20 protein-coding genes are annotated in these 20,545 nt (G+C 69.9%); 9 read left to right on the top strand and 11 right to left on the bottom strand.

The window, feature by feature from the left end:
* The first annotated feature begins 128 nt into the window (after positions 1–128).
* Positions 129–281 (top strand): hypothetical protein, encoded by a 153-nt coding sequence (locus AC31A1_RS06695; RefSeq protein WP_489652323.1) that lies wholly within the window; start codon positions 129–131, stop codon positions 279–281.
* A 34-nt stretch (positions 282–315) separates the two neighbouring features.
* On the opposite strand, the gene AC31A1_RS06690 is transcribed toward AC31A1_RS06695, so the two are convergent.
* From AC31A1_RS06690 to AC31A1_RS06680, 3 genes are read right to left on the bottom strand one after another with little or no spacing between them, the layout of a single operon-like run.
* On the bottom strand, positions 316–762 hold the full coding sequence (locus AC31A1_RS06690; RefSeq protein ID WP_489652322.1) for a GntR family transcriptional regulator: 447 nt from the start codon (positions 760–762) through the stop codon (positions 316–318).
* Entirely contained in the window at positions 654–1,112 is a 459-nt protein-coding gene (locus AC31A1_RS06685; RefSeq protein ID WP_489652321.1) for a GntR family transcriptional regulator, read from the bottom strand. The genes AC31A1_RS06690 and AC31A1_RS06685 overlap by 109 nt, the downstream gene beginning before the upstream one ends.
* A gap of 29 nt (positions 1,113–1,141) precedes the next feature.
* The gene (locus AC31A1_RS06680) at positions 1,142–1,525 is read right to left on the bottom strand and encodes a DUF5997 family protein (protein ID WP_489652320.1); all 384 of its coding nucleotides are present in this window, start codon (positions 1,523–1,525) and stop codon (positions 1,142–1,144) included.
* 58 nt (positions 1,526–1,583) lie between these two features.
* Here AC31A1_RS06680 and AC31A1_RS06675 point away from each other — a divergent pair, with 58 nt between their 5' ends.
* Positions 1,584–2,363, top strand: coding sequence for a LysR family substrate-binding domain-containing protein (locus AC31A1_RS06675; protein WP_489652319.1), 780 nt, complete (start codon positions 1,584–1,586; stop codon positions 2,361–2,363).
* Between the two features lie 94 nt (positions 2,364–2,457).
* On the opposite strand, the gene AC31A1_RS06670 is transcribed toward AC31A1_RS06675, so the two are convergent.
* The 7 genes from AC31A1_RS06670 to AC31A1_RS06640 all read right to left on the bottom strand — a co-directional run bounded on the left by AC31A1_RS06670 (position 2,458) and on the right by AC31A1_RS06640 (position 9,522).
* On the bottom strand, positions 2,458–2,841 hold the full coding sequence (locus AC31A1_RS06670) for a BlaI/MecI/CopY family transcriptional regulator (RefSeq protein WP_489652318.1): 384 nt from the start codon (positions 2,839–2,841) through the stop codon (positions 2,458–2,460).
* A gap of 10 nt (positions 2,842–2,851) precedes the next feature.
* A complete protein-coding gene (locus tag AC31A1_RS06665) occupies positions 2,852–3,004 on the bottom strand; it encodes a hypothetical protein (protein WP_489652317.1) in 153 nt (50 codons plus the stop codon).
* A 369-nt stretch (positions 3,005–3,373) separates the two neighbouring features.
* Positions 3,374–4,348 (bottom strand): ThuA domain-containing protein, encoded by a 975-nt coding sequence (locus AC31A1_RS06660; RefSeq protein ID WP_489652316.1) that lies wholly within the window; start codon positions 4,346–4,348, stop codon positions 3,374–3,376.
* A gap of 14 nt (positions 4,349–4,362) precedes the next feature.
* Positions 4,363–6,519 carry an outer membrane protein assembly factor BamB family protein gene (locus AC31A1_RS06655; protein ID WP_489652315.1) on the bottom strand — a complete coding sequence of 719 codons (2,157 nt, stop codon included), beginning with the start codon at positions 6,517–6,519 and terminating at the stop codon, positions 4,363–4,365.
* A gap of 152 nt (positions 6,520–6,671) precedes the next feature.
* Complete coding sequence (locus AC31A1_RS06650) at positions 6,672–7,493, bottom strand: citryl-CoA lyase (protein WP_489652314.1); 822 nt, start codon at positions 7,491–7,493, stop codon at positions 6,672–6,674.
* Positions 7,490–8,695, bottom strand: a complete 1,206-nt coding sequence (locus AC31A1_RS06645; RefSeq protein WP_489652313.1) for a CaiB/BaiF CoA transferase family protein — start codon at positions 8,693–8,695, stop codon at positions 7,490–7,492. The genes AC31A1_RS06650 and AC31A1_RS06645 overlap by 4 nt, the downstream gene beginning before the upstream one ends.
* A 44-nt stretch (positions 8,696–8,739) precedes the next feature.
* Positions 8,740–9,522, bottom strand: coding sequence for an IclR family transcriptional regulator (locus tag AC31A1_RS06640; RefSeq protein ID WP_489652312.1), 783 nt, complete (start codon positions 9,520–9,522; stop codon positions 8,740–8,742).
* Between the two features lie 153 nt (positions 9,523–9,675).
* Between AC31A1_RS06640 and AC31A1_RS06635 the strand changes: the two genes are divergently transcribed.
* From AC31A1_RS06635 to AC31A1_RS06605, 7 genes are read left to right on the top strand one after another with little or no spacing between them, the layout of a single operon-like run.
* On the top strand, positions 9,676–11,181 hold the full coding sequence (locus AC31A1_RS06635; RefSeq protein ID WP_489652311.1) for an aldehyde dehydrogenase family protein: 1,506 nt from the start codon (positions 9,676–9,678) through the stop codon (positions 11,179–11,181).
* Complete coding sequence (locus tag AC31A1_RS06630; RefSeq protein ID WP_489652310.1) at positions 11,178–12,917, top strand: thiamine pyrophosphate-binding protein; 1,740 nt, start codon at positions 11,178–11,180, stop codon at positions 12,915–12,917. The genes AC31A1_RS06635 and AC31A1_RS06630 overlap by 4 nt, the downstream gene beginning before the upstream one ends.
* A 31-nt stretch (positions 12,918–12,948) precedes the next feature.
* Entirely contained in the window at positions 12,949–14,112 is a 1,164-nt protein-coding gene (locus AC31A1_RS06625) for an ABC transporter substrate-binding protein (RefSeq protein ID WP_489652309.1), read from the top strand.
* A 37-nt stretch (positions 14,113–14,149) separates the two neighbouring features.
* Positions 14,150–15,019, top strand: a complete 870-nt coding sequence (locus tag AC31A1_RS06620) for a branched-chain amino acid ABC transporter permease (RefSeq protein ID WP_489652308.1) — start codon at positions 14,150–14,152, stop codon at positions 15,017–15,019.
* Entirely contained in the window at positions 15,016–16,899 is a 1,884-nt protein-coding gene (locus AC31A1_RS06615) for a branched-chain amino acid ABC transporter ATP-binding protein/permease (RefSeq protein WP_489652307.1), read from the top strand. Before AC31A1_RS06620 ends, AC31A1_RS06615 begins: the two co-directional genes overlap by 4 nt.
* Entirely contained in the window at positions 16,896–17,639 is a 744-nt protein-coding gene (locus AC31A1_RS06610; protein ID WP_489652306.1) for an ABC transporter ATP-binding protein, read from the top strand. Before AC31A1_RS06615 ends, AC31A1_RS06610 begins: the two co-directional genes overlap by 4 nt.
* 15 nt (positions 17,640–17,654) lie before the next feature.
* Positions 17,655–18,530 carry a shikimate dehydrogenase gene (locus tag AC31A1_RS06605; protein ID WP_489652305.1) on the top strand — a complete coding sequence of 292 codons (876 nt, stop codon included), beginning with the start codon at positions 17,655–17,657 and terminating at the stop codon, positions 18,528–18,530.
* Positions 18,531–18,886: 356 nt separating this feature from the next.
* On the opposite strand, the gene AC31A1_RS06600 is transcribed toward AC31A1_RS06605, so the two are convergent.
* Positions 18,887–20,545 (bottom strand): RICIN domain-containing protein (locus tag AC31A1_RS06600; protein WP_489652304.1); only part of this gene is annotated, 1,659 nt, incomplete at its 5' end.

Here is a 20,545-nt window from a genome sequence, read left to right as displayed (position 1 = left end):
GCCCCGAGGTCACCGAGCCGATCCGGCTGCACGTGGCGGCCAAGCGGTATCTGTGGGGGGTCGAGCCGGGTTACTTCGGTCGGCCCTTCGAGGCCTCGGTGTGCACGCTGGAGGTGCAGGGTGGTCCGATGTCTCCGGCTGAGGTCACCGCGTACGAGGCGAATCCCTCCGCGGCCGACGGGGTCGCGGTGCGCCGCTGGGACGACGAAGACCCCGAGGCACCGACGCCGGACTTCGCGCACTTCCGCCCGCTGCTCACGGCCCTGCTGCGGAAGGACTGAACAGGGACTGGCAGAGGACTGGCAGAGGACTGGCTCAGGCGTCGTCGGCCGGGCGGCGGGCCAGGGAGCCGGAGGCGGCCGAGCTGTGGACGGTGAAGGCCACGGTCTCCGGGAGGTACCGGTCCTCGGACCATTCGACCGGCGTGCCCGCCGGATCCGTGCTGCACCGGCGCTCGCGCAACAGCGGGTCGCCGGGTCGGCAGCCGAGCAGCCGGGCGTCCTCCTCGCCGGCCCGGCACAGGTCGATGGTGTGCTGGGCGTCCGCGATCAGCACGCCCGACTCCTCCAGGGCCACGGTGTGCGACACCGTGCCCGGCGGCAGCTCGGTGATCAACTCGCCCACGGCGGACGGGTATACGGTCCGCTCGGTCATCACCGGGCGCCCCGAGAGGGTGCGCAGTCGTCGTACCTCGTAGATCTCCGACCCTGCGGGCAGGCGCAGTTGGTCCCGCTCGGTCGCGTCGGCGGGGCGGGTCTCCACAGAGACGGTCCGGCCGCCGGGTTCCTCGCCGGTCGAGCGGGCCCAGCGGGTGAAGTCGAGCGGGCCCAGCGGGTGAAGCTGAGGAGTTCGCCGAAGCTCTGCGGGCGAGGCGTGCCGATCACGACCCGGCGGGTGCCGCGCCGTGAGGCGATCAGGCCCTCGGTACGCAGGAGTGCCATCGCCTGGCGGACCGTGCCCCGGGAGACGCCGTACCGTTCGCCGAGCTCGCCCTCGGCGGGCAGCCGTCCGCCGGAGCCGTAGCGGCCCTCGCCGATCTCGCGGCCGAGGTCGGCCGCGACCTTCCGGTACATCGTCGGGGGTTTTCCCGTGCCGGCGGGGCCGTCCGTCACCGTGCGCGTCTCCCCGGGTACCGAGGCCGTCAGTCGTTCTCGGCGTTCTTCTTGTTCTTGATCCGCTCGGCTTCCTTGCGGACCTCGGCCTGGGTGGCGCGCTCCTTCTCCAGCCACTCGGGGCCGGCCGTCTTCAGCGCCTCGATCTGCTCGGTGGTGAGGGGCTCGGTGACCCCGCCGCGGGCGAGACCGGCGATGGAGACGCCGAGCTTGGCCGCGACGACCGGGCGCGGGTGCGGGCCGTTGGCGCGCAGCTCGCGCAGCCACTCGGGCGGATTGGCCTGCAGCTCGTTCAGCTCGGCGCGGGAGACCTCGGCCTTCTGGAACTCGGCGGGGGTGGCCTCTAGGTACACACCCAGCTTCTTCGCCGCCGTGGCGGGCTTCATGGTCTGGGTGGTCTGGTGCGACTTCATACCGTCAAGAGTATCGACCGCGTTCGAGGCCTCCGACCACGGCGGGTAACCTTGCGGGGTGACAGGCTCGGAAGCATCCCCCACGTTCCGGCTTGCGTACGTCCCCGGGGTGACGCCCGCCAAGTGGGTGCGGATCTGGAACGAGCGCCTGCCTGACGTCCCCCTCGTCCTCGTACCGGTCACGGCCGCCGAGGCACCCGATGTGCTGCGACGCGGCGACGCCGACGCCGGACTCGTCCGGCTCCCGGTCGACCGTGAGGTCCTCAGCGCGATCCCCCTCTACACCGAGGCGACCGTGGTCGTGGCCCCCAAGGACCACGTCGTGACCGCGGCCGAAGAGGTGTCCCTCGACGAGCTCGCCGACGAGGTGGTCCTCCACCCCCTCGACGACGTCCTCGACTGGGAACAGCCGCCGGGGGAGCCCGCGTTCGAGCGTCCCGCGACCACCGAGGACGCCGTCGAGCATGTGGCGTCGGGCATCGGCATCCTCTACGTCCCCCAGTCCCTGGCCCGGCTGCACCACCGCAAGGACCTCACCTACCGGACCGTCGTCGACGCCCCCCGGTCGGACGTCGCCCTCTCCTGGCCCGAGGACGCGACCACCGAACTGGTCGAGGACTTCATCGGCATCGTCCGCGGCCGCACGGTCAACAGCACGCGGGGCCGCACCCCGACGCCCCCTCAGCCGAAGACGAAGGCGAAGCGCACCGAGACCCCCGCCCGCCGCAAACCCGCCGCCGGAAAATCGACCGGCAGGACCGGAAACACCGGCAAGAACCCCCGCGGCTCCTCCGGCGGGGCCAAGGGAACCAAGCGCGGCAAGCCCCGCGGCCGCTGACGACCGGCGTGTTCTGCCGTGTCTCGCTCGAACACCCAGCCGCCTGCGCCTAGTTGAGCACCCTGGTCGGCGAGGGGGGCGTGGACGTCGAACCTCATCCCGTGCCTCCGGCCAGCAACTCGCGCAGCGCCCTCTCCTCCTCGGGACTGAGACCGCTCACGAACTGCTGCAGCGCGCCGATCGGATCCGGCCCCCGGTCCAGCGCCTCGTGCATCGCCTCGGCGGTCAACTCGGCGGCGTTCTTCGCCGGCCGATAGGAACCGCGCCGCCCGTCCGCGTCGCGCAGGACGAGCCCCTTGTCGTAGAGGCGCTTGAGGATCGTGTGCACGGTGTTGTAGGCGAGAGGGCCGTCGATCTGGGCATGGATCTCGGCCGGAGTCAGCGGTCGGTCGGTCGCCCACAACGAGGCGAGGACCTCGCTCTCCAGTTCACCGGCGCTGCGCCGCTCCGCCCGGACCTGGGGGTCTCTGCCAGCCATGGCGCTCACCTTACAGCGTGTAGGGCGCGGCGTACCTACCACTGGTGCTCTGACCAGGCTCTTTCACCTGGCCGGGGTCGATCTGGTCGTTCTTGCGGCTGCCGCCGCGGGCGACGAGCCACTTGGCCAGGTGGCGGCCGAGCCCGTTGGCGTTCTCCACCACCTGCTTGCGCTGCGGCCGGCGGCGATCCCGGGCCAGGAGCCGCCGGTACTCCGCCAGGCTTGCCTCGATCCTCAGCGATGCGGCCCGCTGATTCGAGACAGGGTCGACGGCGGTAGCTGTGTGAGTGGACCTATGCGGGGCAACAACGAGCAGTACCACCGGAGTTCGTGCCCGAGCCGCCGACCCGATCGGCTTCCGCTACGACCAATGCAAGTCGGGAACCTCAGTCCTGAGGCGCCGCGACGTCGATGCGGACTCCGGGATCGCCGGTGTGTGCCGGCACCTCGCGTGAGCGCCGCCACGTAATCCTGGTAGCGCGGACCGTCCTGCCTCTGCTCGGTGCCGCTTCCGTGACCGTCGAGGCCGGGCTCAACGGTTCCGGCAGAAGGGTGTCTTGCCCATCGCTGACTCGATGCCGCCGAGGATGAGCTTCTGGTACTGCTCGGCGCCGGGGAAGGAGCCGTCGGAGGTGAAGTCCTTGGCATCGTGGCCGAGGGTGGTGAGCCAGGCCCGTCCGCCGTCGTAGTACTGGCACCAGGCCACCGGGTGGACCTTGCCGTGTCCGGGATGGCCCATGCCGCCGGTGACGCCCTTGGGCAGGGTGGACTCGTCGACGGTGGCGAGGAGGCGGACCCTGGAGGGGGCGGGGACGAGGTTGTACCACTCGTCGGTAAAGCTCCAGCGGGCCGGGAGACCCTCGGTGGAGGAGTCGTGGCGGTCCTGGGTGACGACGGTACCGGCTTGCTCGGGGCCGTGGTCGTAGTAGTTGGCTCCGCCCAACAGGCCTTCGTACCAAGGCCAGTTGTATTCCGTACCGAACGCGTTGTGGATGCCGACGAAGCCTCCGCCGCCTCGGATGTACTGGCGCAGGGAGGTCTGCGCGGAGTCGTCGAGGGTGTCCCGGCTGGTGGAGTAGAAGATGACCGCGTTGTACCTGAACAGCTGTGCCGGGCTGGCGAGTTGGGTGACGTCCTCGGTCCAGTCGACGGTGAAGCCGTTGTCCTGGCCGAGCTTGACGACCGCGTTCTGTACGACGTTGGCGGCGGTGAGCGCCGGGTCCAGACCGGTGCCGAGCGCGGGGCCGAGGTTGGCGTGCCGGGGGCCGGCGGTGCGGGTGTAGAGCAGCACCTTGTAGCCGTCCGTCGCCGGGGTGAAGTTGCCCCAGTCGTGGTAGCACTTGGGGCTGGTGCCGCGGCAGACGCCGTAGTCGGGGTCGCCGAGTTCCTGTGCGCCGGCGGCCCGTGACTGGGCGGCGGCCTGGTAGCGGCCGCCGAAGAACGCGGCCAGGGCGACGAGCGCGACGGCCAGCGCTATGGACAGCGGGGTGCGGGTCCTTGGCGTCATGACACTCTGCCCTCTCACTGGACGACGATCTTGCCGGTGGACTGGGGGAAGGCCGGGTCGTTGTAGAAGTACTCGCCGGCCTTGGCGAAGGTGTGCGCGTACGACTGGCCCGGCATCAGCAGGCCGGTGTCGAACTCGGCGTCGAAGAACGCCGCCGCTCCGTGTGCCTGCTTGTTGTCGGCGGGGTTGGCGAAGGTGACCTCGGTGCCGACGGGGACGGTGAGGTACTGGGGCGCCATGGCGTTCTGGGCGACCGTGTTCTCGCTGGTTCCGGGAGAGCTGGTTCCGGTGCTCCAGACGCGGCCGAGTGTGACCGTGTTGTGCGCCGTCGCACCGGTCACGGCGGCGACGCGGATCTGGTTGCGGCGGGAGGGCGGGGTGGGCGCTGGGGCCGGTGCGACCTTGCCGCCGAGTTTGAACGCCCACAGGTGGTCGCCCTTGGGGATGTCGGGGAAGGGCAGCCCGTTGCCTCCGGCGAGCACGGCCACGTACTGCTCTCCGTCGATCTCGTAGGAGACGGGGATGGTGTTCACGCCGGCGCCGCACTGCCAGGTCCACAGGGTCGCGCCGCTGGTGTCGTCCATCGCTTCGAGGACGCCGTCCGGGCGGCCCTGGAAGAGCAGCCGGCCCGCGGTGGTGAGGATGCCGTTGCCGTGCGCGAGCGACCAGTCGCCCTCCTTGCGCCAGGCGACCGTGTTGGTTCGCGGGTCCATGGCGACCAGCCCGCCGCCGAACAACTCCCCGAGCGGGCGGGCGGTGTTGACCCGGCCGCCGTGCGTGTTGGAGTAGGAGGAGTTGACCAGGCCGTAGCCGATGTAGACGTATCCGGTCTTCGGGCTGAAGGACGGGAACCCCCAGTCCCCACCGCCGCCCGCGCCCGGGAAGATGATCGTGGCCCGGTCCCAGAAGACCGAGTAGAGGCCGCCGGCCGGGTAGAACGGCACCGGACGGGTCGTCTTGTCGAGGCGCGGGAACGGGTCCGTGAACGGCTCGCCCCCCGGGAACGGCTGCGTGGGCGAGGTCTTGTGGTCGGCCTGCTGGGGGACCGCGCGCTCCTCCATGCCGTGGACGGCCTCGCCGGTGCGCCGGTCGAGGATGTAGAACCAGCAGGTCTTGGAGCCGTAGACGACGACCTTGCGCCGCCTGCCGTCGACGAGGAGGTCGGCCAGGACCGGTGCCATGACGTTGTCGGCGTCCCAGATGTCGTGGTGGACGGACTGGAAGTGCCAGCGCCGCTCGCCGGTCTTGGCGTCGATGGCGACGATCGAGTTGGCGAAGAGGTTGTCGCCGCCGCGCGAGGAGCCGTCGGTGCGGGGGTACGGGTTGCCGAACGTCCAGTAGACCAGGCCGAGTTCGGGGTCGACGGCCGGGTGGATCCAGGGGACCGCGCCGCCGGTCTTCCAGGAGTCGCCCTCCCAGGTGTCGTGCCCGAACTCGCCCGGACCGGGCGGGCCCCAGAAGGTCCACACGACGTCACCGGTCTTCGTGTCGAGCGCGTAGCCCCGGCCGCGCGCGCCGGCCGTCGAGCCCTCGGTGCCGACGTAGATCAGGCCGTCGAAGTGGACGACCGCGCCCGCGAGTCCGCCGCTGTTGCCGCCGCACTGGCCGCTGTCGTTGCTGCAGCCGTCGTCGCCGCCGTTGTCCTCCACGATGAGCGGCTTCTGCCAGACGATCGCACCGGTCTTCCGGTCGAGGGCGTAGACGATGTTGGCGCCCGAGATGGTGAAGACCTTGCCCTCGGCGACGGCGACGCCGCGCATGTTGGTGGTCTCGGTGCCGAGGTTCGTCTTCCATATCACCTCGCCCGTACGGCCGTTGACGGCGAAGACGTTCTGCTGGGTGGTCTCGACGTACAGGACGCCGTCCTGGACGACGATCGTGCACTGCTGGTACGCGGAGGTCGAACCGCCCTCCAGGTTGACGTGCCAGGCACCGCCGAGCTTCCTGACGTTCTGCGGGGTGAGGCCGCGGAGCGTGGAGTGGTTCTGGTTGCCGTAATTGCCGCCCACCTTGGGCCAGTTGGACCCCGTGGTGCCGAGTGCGGCGGACTGCGGTGGTACGGGGAGCGCCAGTCCGGGGGAGCCGGAGGAGGCCTCGGCCGTGGAGGTCAGGGCGGACACCGTGGCCGCGCTGCCCGCCGCGGCCGTCAGGAGGAAGGAGCGTCTTTCCATCGTTGAGTTCCCTCGATTCGATCAAGGTCCACTAGATGGCTCGTTTGACCCGCACAATGGGTTTGCGTGATGGAGCGTCACGTTAGGGACGACGTACGCGCGTGACAAGACATGCGACAAAAGGTTTTCGTGGAGCGAGAGCCAACCAGGGGCTAGACGCGCGGAGTTGGTACCGCCAGGTGGACCGGGACCATCGAGGGCGGCATGGGGCTCTTGTTGCGTCGGCCCTGCCCGCTCTCCTCCCAGGCGTGCGCGAGGATGCCGACGCTGCGGCTGAGCACGAAGAGGCCACGGGCCAGTGGCGCGGCGAAGCCCAGCTCGGCGTAGATGACGGCGGTGGCACCGTCGATGTTCATGGGCACGGGCTTCTTTCCCGCCCGCCCGCGATTGAGATACGTCTCGACCGCGCGGGCCGCCCGCAGATGCGCGCCCTCGACGAGCCCGTCCGCCACGGCACGGTCCACCAGGGCGAGCAGGGGATCGCGGCGCGGGTCACGGGGGTGGAAGCGGTGACCGAAACCGGGCAGATAGCGCGACCTGGCCTGCCACTCGCCGACGACCTCGGCCACGGTGTGTTCGAACTCGCCGTCCTGGTCGTGCTGTTGGGTGATCTCGTCGAGCAGTTCCACGCACTGCTGGCCGGCTCCGCCGTGCACGTCGCCCAGCATGTTCACTCCGGTGGCCACCGCGCTGTTGAGACCGACGCCGCAGGTGGCGGCCATCCGGGCGGCGGCGATCGAGGGCGCCTGCGGGCCGTGGTCGACGCCCGCCACCAGAGCCGCTTCCAGCAGCTTCGCCTGTTCGGGGAGGGGGAGTTCGCCTCGGAGCAGCAGCCAGATCATCTCGACGAAGGTCGCGTGGCCGATCAGGTCCTGGACGGGGTGCTCGCGCAGCTCGATGATGCCGGGTTCGATCCGGCTGACGGCGGTGGCCCACCACTGGGCGACCAGGCCGTCCTGCGGCCCGGTGGTCATGAGGCCGGCGCTTCGGCGGCCGTACGGCCGTGTGCCCGCCAGCGGGCGATGAGCGTGGCGCGTTCCTCGCCGTGCTGGTCGAGCAGTGGCGGTGGGGAGGTCGGGGGGAGGGGCTCGCCGTCCACGAGGATGCCGTTGCCGCTGACCCGCAGGGTGCGGTCCGAGCCGTCGGGGTAGGGCAGGTCGGTGAAGAAGCCGCGGTGCGCGAGCTGTTCGAGCTCCACGGCCTCGGGGACCGTCAGGACCCGGGCCGCCGGGACCCCGGCCGAGGACAGGATCCCCTCCCACTCCAGGGCGGTCTTTCGGCGCAGTGCCGCGTTGAGTTCGGTGTTGAGCTCGGCGCGGTGCAGCTTGCGTGCTTCCCGTTCGGCGAACCGCGGATCGTCGACCAGCCCTGGCAGCCCGGCGAGTCGGCAGAGCGTGACGAACTGCTCCTGCCGGTTGGCCGCGATGTTCAGTCCGCCGTCCGCGGTCTCGAAGGTTCCCGACGGTGCGGCGGTGGCGTTCTGGTCGCCCATCGGCTCCGGATCCACCCCGCTGACCAGGTAGTTGGAGACGGCCCAGCCCATCGCCGAGAGGGAGACCTCCAGCATCGAGACGTCCAGCCGTACGCCCTGCCCGGTCCGCTCCCGCCCGAGGAGCGCCGCGCTGATCGCGAGGGCCGCGCCGAGCCCGCCGAGCGAGTCGCAGACCGGGAAGCCCACCCTCAGCGGCGCGGTGTCGGTGGTGCCGGTGATGCTCATCATCCCGGACAGTCCCTGGATGATCTGGTCATAGGCGGGTGCGGTGCTCATCGGCCCGGACTGCCCGAAGCCCGTGATCGCACAGCTGACCAGACGCGGGTTGAGTTCACCGAGCCGGGTGGCGCCGTAGCCCATCCGGGCCAGTACCCCGGCGCGGAAGTTGTCCAGGAGCACGTCCGCACCGCGGACCAGATCCTCGAAGTCGGTCCGGTCGGCGGGGTCCTTGAGATCGAGGGCGAGGGATTTCTTGCCGGCGTTCTGGGCGAGGAAGGAGGCGCCGATGCCGGCACGGTTGAGTTCCGGGTCGGGACCGAGGCTGCGGGCGAGATCGCCTCTGCCCGGCTGTTCGACCTTGACGACCTCGGCGCCGAGCAGCATGAGGTGGTAACTGCAGTACGGTCCTGCGAGCACATTGGTGAGATCGAGTACGCGGATTCCTGAGAGCGGTCGTTCGGTCATGCACCGGCTCCTTCTGAGGTTTCTGCGATGGATTCACACGAGGTCTATTTCGTCGGACTGAGCGGATGGTCGAACCCCTGCTCCGACATCTGCCGGGAGACGGCGGTGAGCGCTTCGGCGAACTGCTGCACGACGGCCTCGGGGAAGCGGTGGCTGGGGCCGCTGAGCGACAGCGCAGCGACCACGGCCCCGGTACGCCCGACGACCGGCACGGCCACGGCCGTCAGCCCCTCGTCGCGTTCACCCCGGCTGACAGCGAAGCCACGCTCCGCCGCCATGTCCGCCCACACCCGCAACTGCCGGGCGTGCCCCTCGCCGTGCGGTGAGTGCAGTGCGATCCGCCGCAGCAGACTGTCCGGGGCCGTACGCAGCAGGATCTTCGACGAGGCGCCCGCCCACAGCGGGAGTTCGTCGCCGACCCGCACCACATGGCGCAGCGGCTGAGGGCTCTCCTGCTGCGCGACACAGACACGGGCCAGGCCGCGGAGCATGAAGAGGTTGACCGTCTCCTGCTGTTCCTCGGCCAGCTCGCGCATCAACTTGCGGGTCTCGCGCGGCAGTTCCCAACTGGTGTGAGCGAGGTGGGCCCAGCGCCACAGGCCGGGGCCCGCGGTGTAGCCGGCCGGGGTGTCCCAGAGCAGACCGCACTGTTCCAGGGTCTGCACCAGGCGGACCGCCGTGGTCTTGGCCAGGCCGGTGGCGTCGACGATCTCCCGCAGCGTGACCGTCGGCCGATCCTCGGTCAGCAGCCCCAGGATGTCCAGTGCCCTGCGCACACTGCGCACCCCGGTCGCCTCGGCCGCCTGCTCCTGCTCGGTCCCGTCCACGTGACTTCTCCCTCCGTGCCGGGCCGTCCCCACGGACCGCCCTCGGAAACTTCCTCGAACTGTCCTCTTGCCACCGCGAGTTGGCGCCCGTACGTTACACGCCGACCCACAGAGCAGTCCACCGGTACCACTGAGCGGTTTCTCGGAGGTCTCATGCTGGATTCACTCCTCAAGGCCGGCGCGGACGCGGCGGTGGTCGAGGCGCCCCCGTACATCGCGGGCCGGTGGGGTGGCGACGGTCCCGTCGCCTCCCGAACGGGCCCGTATCTGCGCCGAGTTGTCAGCCGTACGACCCTCGCGACCGAGGAGGAGGTGTCCCGCGCCCTCGCCTACGCCCGCTCCTCGGCCCGTGCCGTGGCCAGGCTCGCCCCCGCCGCCCGCGCCGACATCCTGGACCGGGCATCCCGCGCCGCCTCGGCCCACCGCGAGGAACTGGCCCGACTGCTCGCCCTGGAGCTGGGCAAGCCGGTCAAGGACGGGCGCGGGGAGATCGACCGGGTGGCCGACACCTTCGCGGTCTGCGCCTCCGAAGCCCGGCACATCGGCGGCGAGAACCTGCCCGTCGCGGGCTGGGCACGCGGCATCGGCAACACCGCCCTCACCTATCGCGCGCCGGTCGGAGTCGCCCTGGCCATCACGCCGTTCAACGCGCCCGCCAACCTGCTCGCCCACAAACTCGGCGCCTCCTTCGCCGCGGGCAACACCACCATCGTCAAGGCCCCGCCCCAGGCCCCGGCCGCCACCGCCGCGATCGTTGCGCTCCTGCTGGAGTCCGGAATGCCCGCGCAGGCCGTGCAGTTGCTGCACGGCGGCGGCGATGTCGGCACCCTGTTGTGCGCGGCCGACGAGGTCGCCGTCATCAGCTTCACCGGCAGCGCGGAGACCGGCCGGGCCGTGGCACGCGCCGCCGGGGCCAAGCGCCTCGTTCTCGAACTCGGCGGGAACGCCGCCACGATCGTCTGCGAGGACGCCGACATCACGCAGGCCGCCAAGGAGTGCGCCCGCACCGGATACAGCAACTCCGGCCAGAGCTGCATCTCCGTCCAACGCGTCTACGTGCACAGCTCCCGCTACGACGCCTTCCTGGACGCGTTCGCCGCCGCCGTCGACACCCTCACGGTCGGCGACCCGCTCGACCCGGCCACCGACGTGGGGTCGATGGTCGACGACGCCGCCGCCGAACGCGTGGTGAGCTGGTCCGCCGAGGCCGCCGCCTCCGGCGCCCGCGTGCTGCGCGGCGGCACCCGCAACGGCGCCACCGCCGCCCCCACCATCGTCGCCGGGCCCCCCGAGTCCGCCTCGGTCGTCGTCCACGAGGTCTTCGGAGCGCTGGTCGCGGTGCTCCCCTACGACGACTTCGACGCGGTCATCGACGCGTGCAACGCCAGCCGCTATGGCCTCCAGGCGGGCCTGTTCACCCGCGACATGGGTCGCATCATCACCGCCTGGCGCGAGTTGCAGACCGGTGCGTTGATCGCGGGCGGCAGCTCCAACTACCGCCTCGATCATGTGCCGTTCGGCGGAGTCAAGGACTCCGGCTTCGGCCGTGAGACCCCCCGTTCGATGATCGACGACTACACGGTCGTCAAGACCCTCATGCTCCGCGGCCTGTCCGTCTGGGGCGACGCGAGCACCGTGGACGAAGGAACCGGCGCATGACCGTCACCGCCGCCGAAGCCCTGGTCGGCCAACTGGAGTCATACGGAGTCGAGTTCGTCTTCGGCACCTGCGGCCACACCAACATCGCCCTGCTGGACGCGCTCGGCCCCAGCTCGATCGAGTTCGTGATCGCCCGCCACGAACAGGCCGCCGCCCACGCCGCCGACGGTTACGCCCGCGCCTCCGGGAAACCGGGCGTTCTGCTCACCCATGTCGGCCCCGGCATGATGAACGCGGTCACCGGCGTCGCCACCGCCGCGCTCGACTCGATCCCGCTGATCGTCATCTCCGGCGACATCCCCTCCTACTACTACGGCCGCCACCCGCACCAGGAGGTCAACCTCCACGCGGACGCCGACCAGACCGCGATCTACCGCCCGTTCACCAAGCGCGCCTGGCACGTCCACCGCGTCCACGACCTGGCCCGCACCACGGAACGGGCGTTCTGGACCGCGACCTCCGGGCGACCCGGGGCCGTGCTCCTCAACGTACCGATGGACCTGTGGAGCCGGCAGGTCGAGGACTACGCGGGAAAGTACCCGCTGCCCGCGGGCTCCGCTCTCCCCGCTCTGGACCGGGCCACCGCCGAACGCATCGCCCTGATGCTGCTGAGCGCCGAGCGCCCCCTGATCTACTTCGGCGGCGGACTGCGTGAACCGGCAGCCCGGCAGGGCCTGTCGGACCTCGCCGAGCACCTCGACATCCCGCTCGCCCACTCCCTGATGGGCAAGGGCGTCCTGCCCGACAGCCATCCGCTCCTGCTCGGCATGCCCGGCTTCTGGGGCCTGGAGACGACGCACGCCTACACCAAGGGCGCCGATGTGGTCCTCGCCCTGGCGACCCGGTTCGCGGAGACCGACGCCAGCTCCTGGGACCCGGCGTACACATGGAACTTCCCGCCCAGCCGGCTCGTCCAGATCGACATCGACCCCGCCGAGATCGGCCGCAACTATCCCGTCGAGATCGGTGCCGTCGCCGACGTGGGTGACGCGGTACGGGCCATCGGGGCCGCCGTGCGGGCTGCCAGGCCCGAACCCCTGCGGCGGGAGGGGCTGCGCGCGACCATCGCCACGGCCCGCCGGACCGTCTTCGACACCGCACGCGAGGACGGGCGCAGCGACGACTTCCCGCTGCGTCCGCAGCGCATCCTCGCCGACCTGCGCGACGCGCTGCCCGACGACGCGGTGCTCGTCACCGACGTCGGCTGGAACAAGAACGGCGTCGCCCAGTGCTACGAACTCCCCGCGGACGGGCGGTTCATCACCCCGGGCGGAGCCTCGACCATGGGCTTCGGACCGGCCGCCGCGGTCGGGGTGCAGATCGCCCAGCCCGACCGCGTGGTGGTCGCCCTGATCGGCGACGGCGGCATGAGCGCACAGCTGCCCGCGCTGCCGATGGCCGTCGAGCAGGGGATGCCCGTCGTCTTCGTGGTGATGAACAACCGGGCCCACGGCACCATCGCCGACCTCCAGTCCGCGTCGTACGGACGTTCCTACGGCTGCGAGTTCACGGACGCCGAAGGACAGCCGTACAGCCCGGACTTCGCGGCACTCGGCCGGTCCTGCGGAGCCGACGGATACACCGTCGCCACCCCTGCCGATCTGGCCAAGGCCCTCGCCGACGCGATCGCGCGGCGCCGGCCCGCCGTCATCGACGTACCGATGGTCAACGAACCCGTGCCGACGCCGGGCCACTGGAACATCAAGGACATCTACCGCGGGTCCTTCACCGACTGAACTGCCCCTCTCCCAGGACGAGGTGACCTTCATGAGCCGTATCCCACGACCACTCACCACGACACGCGCCACCGTCTGCACCGCGGTCGTACTGACCGCGGCCCTCGCCGCGTGCAGCGCGCCCGGCGACTCCAGCAGTGACAGCAAGGCATCCTCGGGCCCCATCAAGATCGCCGTCGTCGACGCGCAGAGCGGGCAGCTCAGTTCGCTCGGCGACTGGGAGTACAAGGGGGCGAAACTGGCCGTCGACGAGTGGAACAAGAAGGGCGGCATCGACGGCCGCAAGATCCAGCTGAAGCTCTTCGACGACCAGGGCGACCCGACCGCCGGCACCAACATCGCGCGCAAGCTGGCCAGTGAGAAGTACGTCGCCATGATCGGTACGGCGGAGAGCGCGGTGACCATCGCCATGGCGCCCGTGCTCCAGCAGGCGAAGATCCCCAACATCACCTCCGGTCAGTCCGACGGCCTGGTCGCCGTGAAGAGCCAATACCTCTTCCTCAACGGACCGACCAGCACCACCTACGACTCGACGCTCGCCCAGTACCTGATCAAGGACAAGGGCTACAAGAAGATCGCCATGATCACCAACAACGGCTCCTTCGGGACAGGCGAGCACGACGCCTTCCTCAAGGCCGCCAAGGGGCTCGGCGTCTCGCCGTCCACCGATCAGGTGGTCACCACCGACCAGAAGGACTTCAGCGCCGCGCTCACGAAGATCCGCTCGAAGAAACCCCAGGTCGTCTTCATCGGCTCGGAGGAGGTCGAGGCCGGCCTGATCGTCAAGCAGGCCCGGGACCTGGGCATCACCGCACCCTTCGCGGGCGCCGCACCGCAGGGCACACCCGTCTTCATCGACACCGCGGGCAAGGCCGCCGTCGAGGGCACCATCGTCAGCTCGCCCTATCTGAGCAACGACACGAGCGACGCCTCTAAGAAGTTCGCCGCCGCCTACAAGGCCGCGTACGGCAAGGAAGCCGAACTGCACGGAGCCAAGGCCTACGACGGGGCCAACATCCTGCTGACCGCCCTCAAGACCAGCAAGGCCGCCACCGGCCAGGACCTCGCCGACGCCATCCGCGCCACCGCGTACAAGGGCCTGCTCGGCGACTTCGCCTACGACACCACCGGGGTCGGCATCACCAAGACCACCATCGGTGTCATCCGCGACGGCAAACTCGTCGCACAGCAGTAGTCATCGGGCATCCGGCAACGGGCAACGGGAGCACGCCGTGCAAGAGACACTGCAAACACTCGTCGGGGGCTTGAGCCTGGGGGCGGTCTACGCCCTGGTCGCCATGGGGTTCTCCCTCGTCTACCGCACCATGGGCCTGGTCAACTTCGCGCACGCCGACATCGCCATGATCGGCGCCTACGCGGCCTCCACCTTCTATCTGACGTCCAAACTGCCCTTCGCCGTCGCCATGGCCGTGGCGATCGTCGTCACCGGCGCCATCGGTCTGGTCATCGAGCGGGTCCTGCGCCCGCTGGAGAACAAGGACTTCGACCTGATGCTCATCGGCACCATCGGCTTCGGCATCGTCCTCCAGGCCGTCGCGATCCTCATCTGGGGCACCACCGGACGGGCGGTCCCCTCGCCCGTCCGGGCCGCCCCGCTCGACCTGTTCGGGATCCGGGTACGCACCTACGACCTCCTCGTCATGGGCGTCGCCGCCCTCGCCGTGATCGGCCTCGCCTGGTTCCTGGCCCGCACCAAGCGCGGCGCGGCCATGCAGGCCGTCGCCATGGACCACGAGGCGGCCACCGCCGTCGGCATCGACGTCGGCCGCAGCAACGCCCTCGCCTTCTCCATCGGCGCCGGCCTCGCCGCCCTCGCCGGCGGCCTCGTCGGCCCCATGCTGTATGTCGACGCCTCACTCGGCGGCGCCCTCGGCATCAAGGGCTTCGCCGCAGCGATGCTGGGCGGCTTCGGCTCCATCCCCGGAGCCGTCGTCGGCGGCCTCGCGATCGGCGTCCTCGACTCCTACGCCGCGGGCCACTTCCAGGGCTACTCGGTGCTCGTGACCTTCCTGGTCTTCACCGTCGCCATCATGATCCGCCCGACGGGCGTCTTCGGGGAGAGGACGGTGAGCCGCGCGTGAAGCTCCGTATCGGTTCGCTCGGTGCCCTGGCCGTGGCCGCCTGGCTGCTGCCGTACGGCCTGGGCAGCTACTCCATCCACGTCGTCAACATCGCGATCATCTATGCCCTGTTGGCCATCGGTATGGGCCTGGCGATGGGCGTCTCCGGGCAGATCAACCTCGCCCAGGTGGCCTTCTTCGGCGTCGGCGCCTACACCCTCGCGATCCTCACCACCCACTCCGGATACGGATTCTGGGCGGCGGCCGTACTCGCCCTGCTCGCGACGGTGGCGACCGGCCTGCTGGTCGGCATCCCCGCCCTGCGCATGCAGTCCCACTACCTGGGCATCGTCACCCTCGGCCTGGCACTCGGCTTCATCAACTGGATCACCAACGCCAAGATCTCCGGAGGCGCCGACGGCATCTCAGGCATCCCCCTGCCGACCATCCCGGGCATCGACCTCTCCAGCGAATATCTCTACTACTACCTGGAGTCGGTGGTCTGCGCCCTCGGCCTCGGCTTCGGCCTGTTCGTCGTCCGCACGTCACTGGGCCGACGCCTGCGCGCGATGCGCGACGACTCCCTCGCGGCCGGCGCGACGGGCGCCGAGATCCCGCTCCTGCGCATGACCGCCTTCGTCCTCGCCGGCCTGTACGGGGGTCTGGCCGGCGTCCTGTACGCGGGCCTCATCCGCTACGTCGCCCCCGAGACCTTCTCCATCGCCAACATGTTCATCCTCCTCGCCATGGTCATCATCGGCGGCCGGCGCTCCCTGATCGGCTGCGTGGTCGGCGCGGTCGGGCTGACCCTCATCCGCGAGTGGCTGTCCGACTTCTCGACGTACGCACAGTTGGGCTACGGGGTGGTGGTCGTCCTGATGGTCGTCTTCGCGCCCACCGGACTCGCCGGAATCCCGTCCCGGGCAAGGGAGTTCGTGCATCGCAGGCGCGGACGCGCCGCAGAGCGGGCGGAGTTGCGTGCCTTCCAGCCGTACGAGGTGGTCGCCACGTCCGCTGCTTCCGACGAGCCCCTGCTCGAAATCCGGTCCGTCACCAAGGACTTCCGTGGCCTGCGAGCCCTGGACGACGTCTCCCTCACGATCACCACAGGCGAGATTCGCGGCATCGTCGGCCCGAACGGCTCGGGCAAGACCACCCTGTTCAACGTCATCAGCGGCTTCTACAGGGCGAGTTCGGGGAACGTGCGGTTCGCCGGCCGGGACACGACGACCACTCGCCCGTACACCCTCTCCATCCTGGGCCTGGCCCGCACGTTCCAGAACCTGCGCCTGTTCCGGCAGTTGACGGTCCGTGAGAACATCCTCGTCGCCCTGGACCGCACCCGCACCTACACGGTCTGGCAGTACGCGCTGTGGCAACCCGGCGTGATACGCCGCGAGCGACAACTCCGCCGCCAGGCCGAGGAGTTCCTGGAACGCTTCGGCCTCACCGACTTCGCGGAAGCCGCGCCCGGCTCACTCCCGTACGGCATCCAGCGCCGCATCGAGATCGCCCGCGCGATGGCCGCCCGGCCCCGTCTGCTGCTGCTCGACGAACCGGCGGCCGGGCTGAACGGAGAAGAGGTGCAACAGCTCGCCGCCATCGTGCGCTCCATCCGTGACAGCGGCACCACGGTCGTCCTGATCGAGCACAACATGGGCCTGGTCATGTCGCTGTGCGAGCGCGTCACGGTGCTCTCCAGCGGCGGAATCATCGCGGAGGGCACACCGGCCGAAGTGGTCGCCGTGCCCGAGGTGATCGAGGCCTATCTGGGCGACTCCGTGATGGCGGACGTTCCCCTCCCGGACCCGGACTCGGATCCGGACGCTGCTCGGGACTCCGGCCCGGATCCAGCCCCTGCCCCGACGTCGGCCCCCGCTTCGAAGGAGGCAACCCGGTGAGGACGATCCCCGCTTCCCGTACCGAAACCGCCGCCACACTCACCGTCGAGGACCTGTCCGTGCACTACGGCGGCGTGTGCGCGGTCCGCTCGATCGGCTTCAGCGTGGAGCCGGGTAGCTCGGTCGGCATCATCGGCGCCAACGGGGCGGGCAAGACCTCCACTCTCAAGGCGCTGATGGGCCTGGTCCCGCGCAGCGGCGGACGCGTCACGCTCGGCGAACGCGACCTGACCCGGGTCAGGGCCCGCGACATGGTGCGGCACGGCATCGGCTACGTACCGGAGGGCCGACACGTCTTCCCCGGCCTGACCGTGGAGAAGAACCTGCTCCTCGGCGCCTACGCGCGGCGCTGGGACGACGAGACCCGGGCCACACTGGACCAGGTGCACGAACTCTTCCCGGTACTGCGGGAGATGAGCGCACGACTGGCCGGAGCCCTCTCCGGAGGGCAGCAGCAGATGCTCGCGATCGGCCGCGCCCTGATGGCCAGGCCACGCCTTCTCCTCCTCGACGAACCGTCGATGGGCCTGTCACCCAAACTCGTCGGCTTCATCCTCGAAACCCTGCAACGACTGCGGGAGGAAGGCCTGAGCCTGCTCCTGGTGGAGCAGAACGCCAAATTGACCTTCGGTGCGACCAGTCACTGCCTCGTCATGGAGAACGGGAGCGTCGCCATGACCGGAACGTCGGAGGAACTCAGCCGGGATACCCGGGTCCGTCAGATCTACCTGGGCTTGTGAACGGTGCGGGCGGAGATGACCCAGGACTCGTATCTCATCGGTCTGATCGGCTCCGGCATAGGCACCTCGTTCAGCCCCATGCTCCACGAACGGGAGGCAGACCGGCACGGCCTGCGCTACCTCTACCGGCTGATCGACCTCGACCGCATCGGCGGCGAGCCCGACAAGGTCGGTGAACTGGTGGGCGCGGCCAAGGGCATGGGCTACCGGGGCCTCAACATCACCCACCCCTGCAAGCAACTCGTCATCGAGTGTCTCGACGAACTCACCCCGCAAGCCGAGGCGGTCGGTGCGGTCAACACCGTGGTCTTCGAAGGTGAGGGCAGGAGCGCCCGGGCCGTAGGACACAACACCGACGTCACCGGCTTCGCCGCCTCCTTCGACTGGGAGCTGGAGGACGCCCCGCGGGAGCGCGTCGTGCAACTCGGCGCCGGGGGAGCGGGGGCGGCCGTCGCGCACGCCCTGCTCGCCCGTGGCATCAGGCACCTTGCAGTCGTCGACCCGCTGACAGACCGCGCCGTGGCACTCGCTATCTCCCTGAACCGCCAGTTCGGCGACGGTCGGGCGACCGCCTCCGCTTCAGACGATCTCCCAGGCCTGATGGACCGAGCCGACGGTCTCGTCCACACCACTCCCACCGGAATGCCCTCGCATCCCGGACTTCCGCTGCCGGCTGACCTGCTGCACCCCGGCCTGTGGGTGGTCGATGTGGTCTACCGGCCGCTGGAGACCGAGTTGCTACGCATCGCACGGGCCCGTGGTTGCACGGCACTCAACGGTGTCGGCATGGTCGTCTTTCAGGCCGCCGATGCTTTCCGGCTCTTCACCGGACGAGAACCGGACCGCTCGCGGATGCTCGCCCATGCCGCCGAACTGGCCGATGTGGAATGAAGAACGGCGGCGACCGCTCTTCGCCGGTGCCCGAGGTTGAGCGCATAGGGAGATCAGTCGCAACTCCCGTTGAGGGCTGAGGGGGTAGCAGACCATGATCACCAAAACGAGGCCCAGTTGCTGTGCCTCGATCGGACCTGCCTGCATGGATGTGTACGCGATGTGCACCGTCATTGGTCACGCGGAGCGTCCAAGCAGGTCAGGCCTATTGGCGCCATTTCCCGCTGCCTTACAGCCTGTAGGGCGCGAGGTGCCTACCGCTGGTGCTCTGACCAGGCGCTTCGACGATGTGCCGGTTGGTGAGGGCCTTCCCGCGCTCGCCGTCGACGACCAGCGCGGGACCCTTGGCGGTTGCCTCAGCGAGAGGTGAGCTTCCAGAGGTGGTCGGCGGTGCCGTTGTCGGACCACTGCAGGACCTGGGCGCCGGAGGTGGTGCTCATCTGGTCGACGCCGAGCAGGAGACCGCTGTTGTAGTTGGCGATCTTGGCGTAGCCGTCGCGGGCCGGGATGACCTGCCAGAGGTGGTCGGCGGTGCCGTTGTCGCCCCAGATCAGGGCCGTGCCGCCGTTGCCGGTGCCCGCGTTGGTGATGCCGAGCAGCAGGCCGCTCTTCTGGTTGACGATCTTGTAGAGGCCCTGGCCCGCGGCCACGAGGGTCCAGTTCTGGTCGGTGCCGGTGGTCGACGTGGCCTGGACGACCGAAGTGCCCTGTGTGGTGGCCGCGTTGAGGGTGTCCAGGGCGAGGCCGCTGTTCTTGTTGGTGATCTGGTAGCGGCCGGCCAGGGACGTCGAGGTGCCGCTGGGGGTGATCGTCAGGTGGTAGCCGTCGGCGGCGTTCATTGTGACAGGCACCGTGATCGAGCCGTTCGAGACGGAGTAGTCCGTGTCGGAGATGGTGATCGGGCCCGGGGAGGCGGTGGTGCGGCCCGTGTCGGGGCTGTACTCCAGCTTGACGTGGACGGTGCTGCCGTAGGCCGACAGGGACGAGAGTCCGTTGACCGTGACGGCGCAGGAGCCGGTGCAGCCGCCGGCGACGACGCTGATCTGGTTGCCCGCGCCGTTGAGGGAGGCGAGACCGTCGATGCCGGTCTGGGCGGGCGGTGTGGTGGTGAGCATGTTCCCGGACATGCCGCCGTACCACTTGTACGTCCAGTAGGAGCCGTTGGGCGAGCCGCCGGTGTCGGTCAGGGTGTCGCCGAGGGTGCCGTAGTGGTTCCAGAAGGCCAGCTCGGCGTCGCGGACGCCGGCGCGCTCGAATTTGGCGGCATAGCCGATGAGGGCACCGGAGTTGCCCATCTCGGTGGGCGTGCCGTACTCCTCGATAGAGATCGGACGCGGGCTGATGCCGAGGCTGCTCTCCAGCGAGCGGTAGGCCGCGACATGGGCGGCGATGCCTGAGCTGCCCTGGAGTTCGTGCCAGGCGATGACGTCGGGGACCGTACCGCTGGCCTTGGCGTCGGTGAGGAAGGTGGTCATCCAGGACTGGTTCCACACCGAGTAACTCGGGCCCTGGATCGGGGTGGTGGCGTCCTTGGCGCGGACCTCCTTGAACGTACGGGCCCAACCGGCGTCGAAGGCGCCCGCGTTGGTGGTGTCCCAGGTCCAGTCCGGCTCGTTCCAGAGTTCGTACGCGCTGATGTTGGTGGCTCCCGAGGACTTCACCGCGGCGACCTGCTGGTCCACCGCCGAGAGCCAGTTGCTCCAACTCACCCACTGGTAGGGGAAGTTCGGGTACCAGTCCGGCATCCGTACGACGACCTTGGCCCCCGCGGCCGCGGCCTTCGGGGCGACGACCAAGGCGTCACCCGCGGGCGCGGGCTCTCCGTTGGGGAGTTGGCTGCCGCCGGGCGCCATCTGGACGAACGTGTTGGGCTTCAGGGCCTGTACGATGCTGTCGCTGGGGGTGCTCGCGGTGGCGAGGCCGTAGAGGCTGCCCGTGCCGACGTGGGTGACGGAGCGCAAGGTCTGCGCGGCGTTGACGACCAAGGTGGTGGCCGATGTGGGGGTGGCCTGGGC

This window comes from Streptomyces sp. P5F9 (assembly GCF_057961495.1).
Note: the sequence above shows the minus strand (reverse complement) of the source record. Positions and strands in the feature narration are given on the sequence as shown.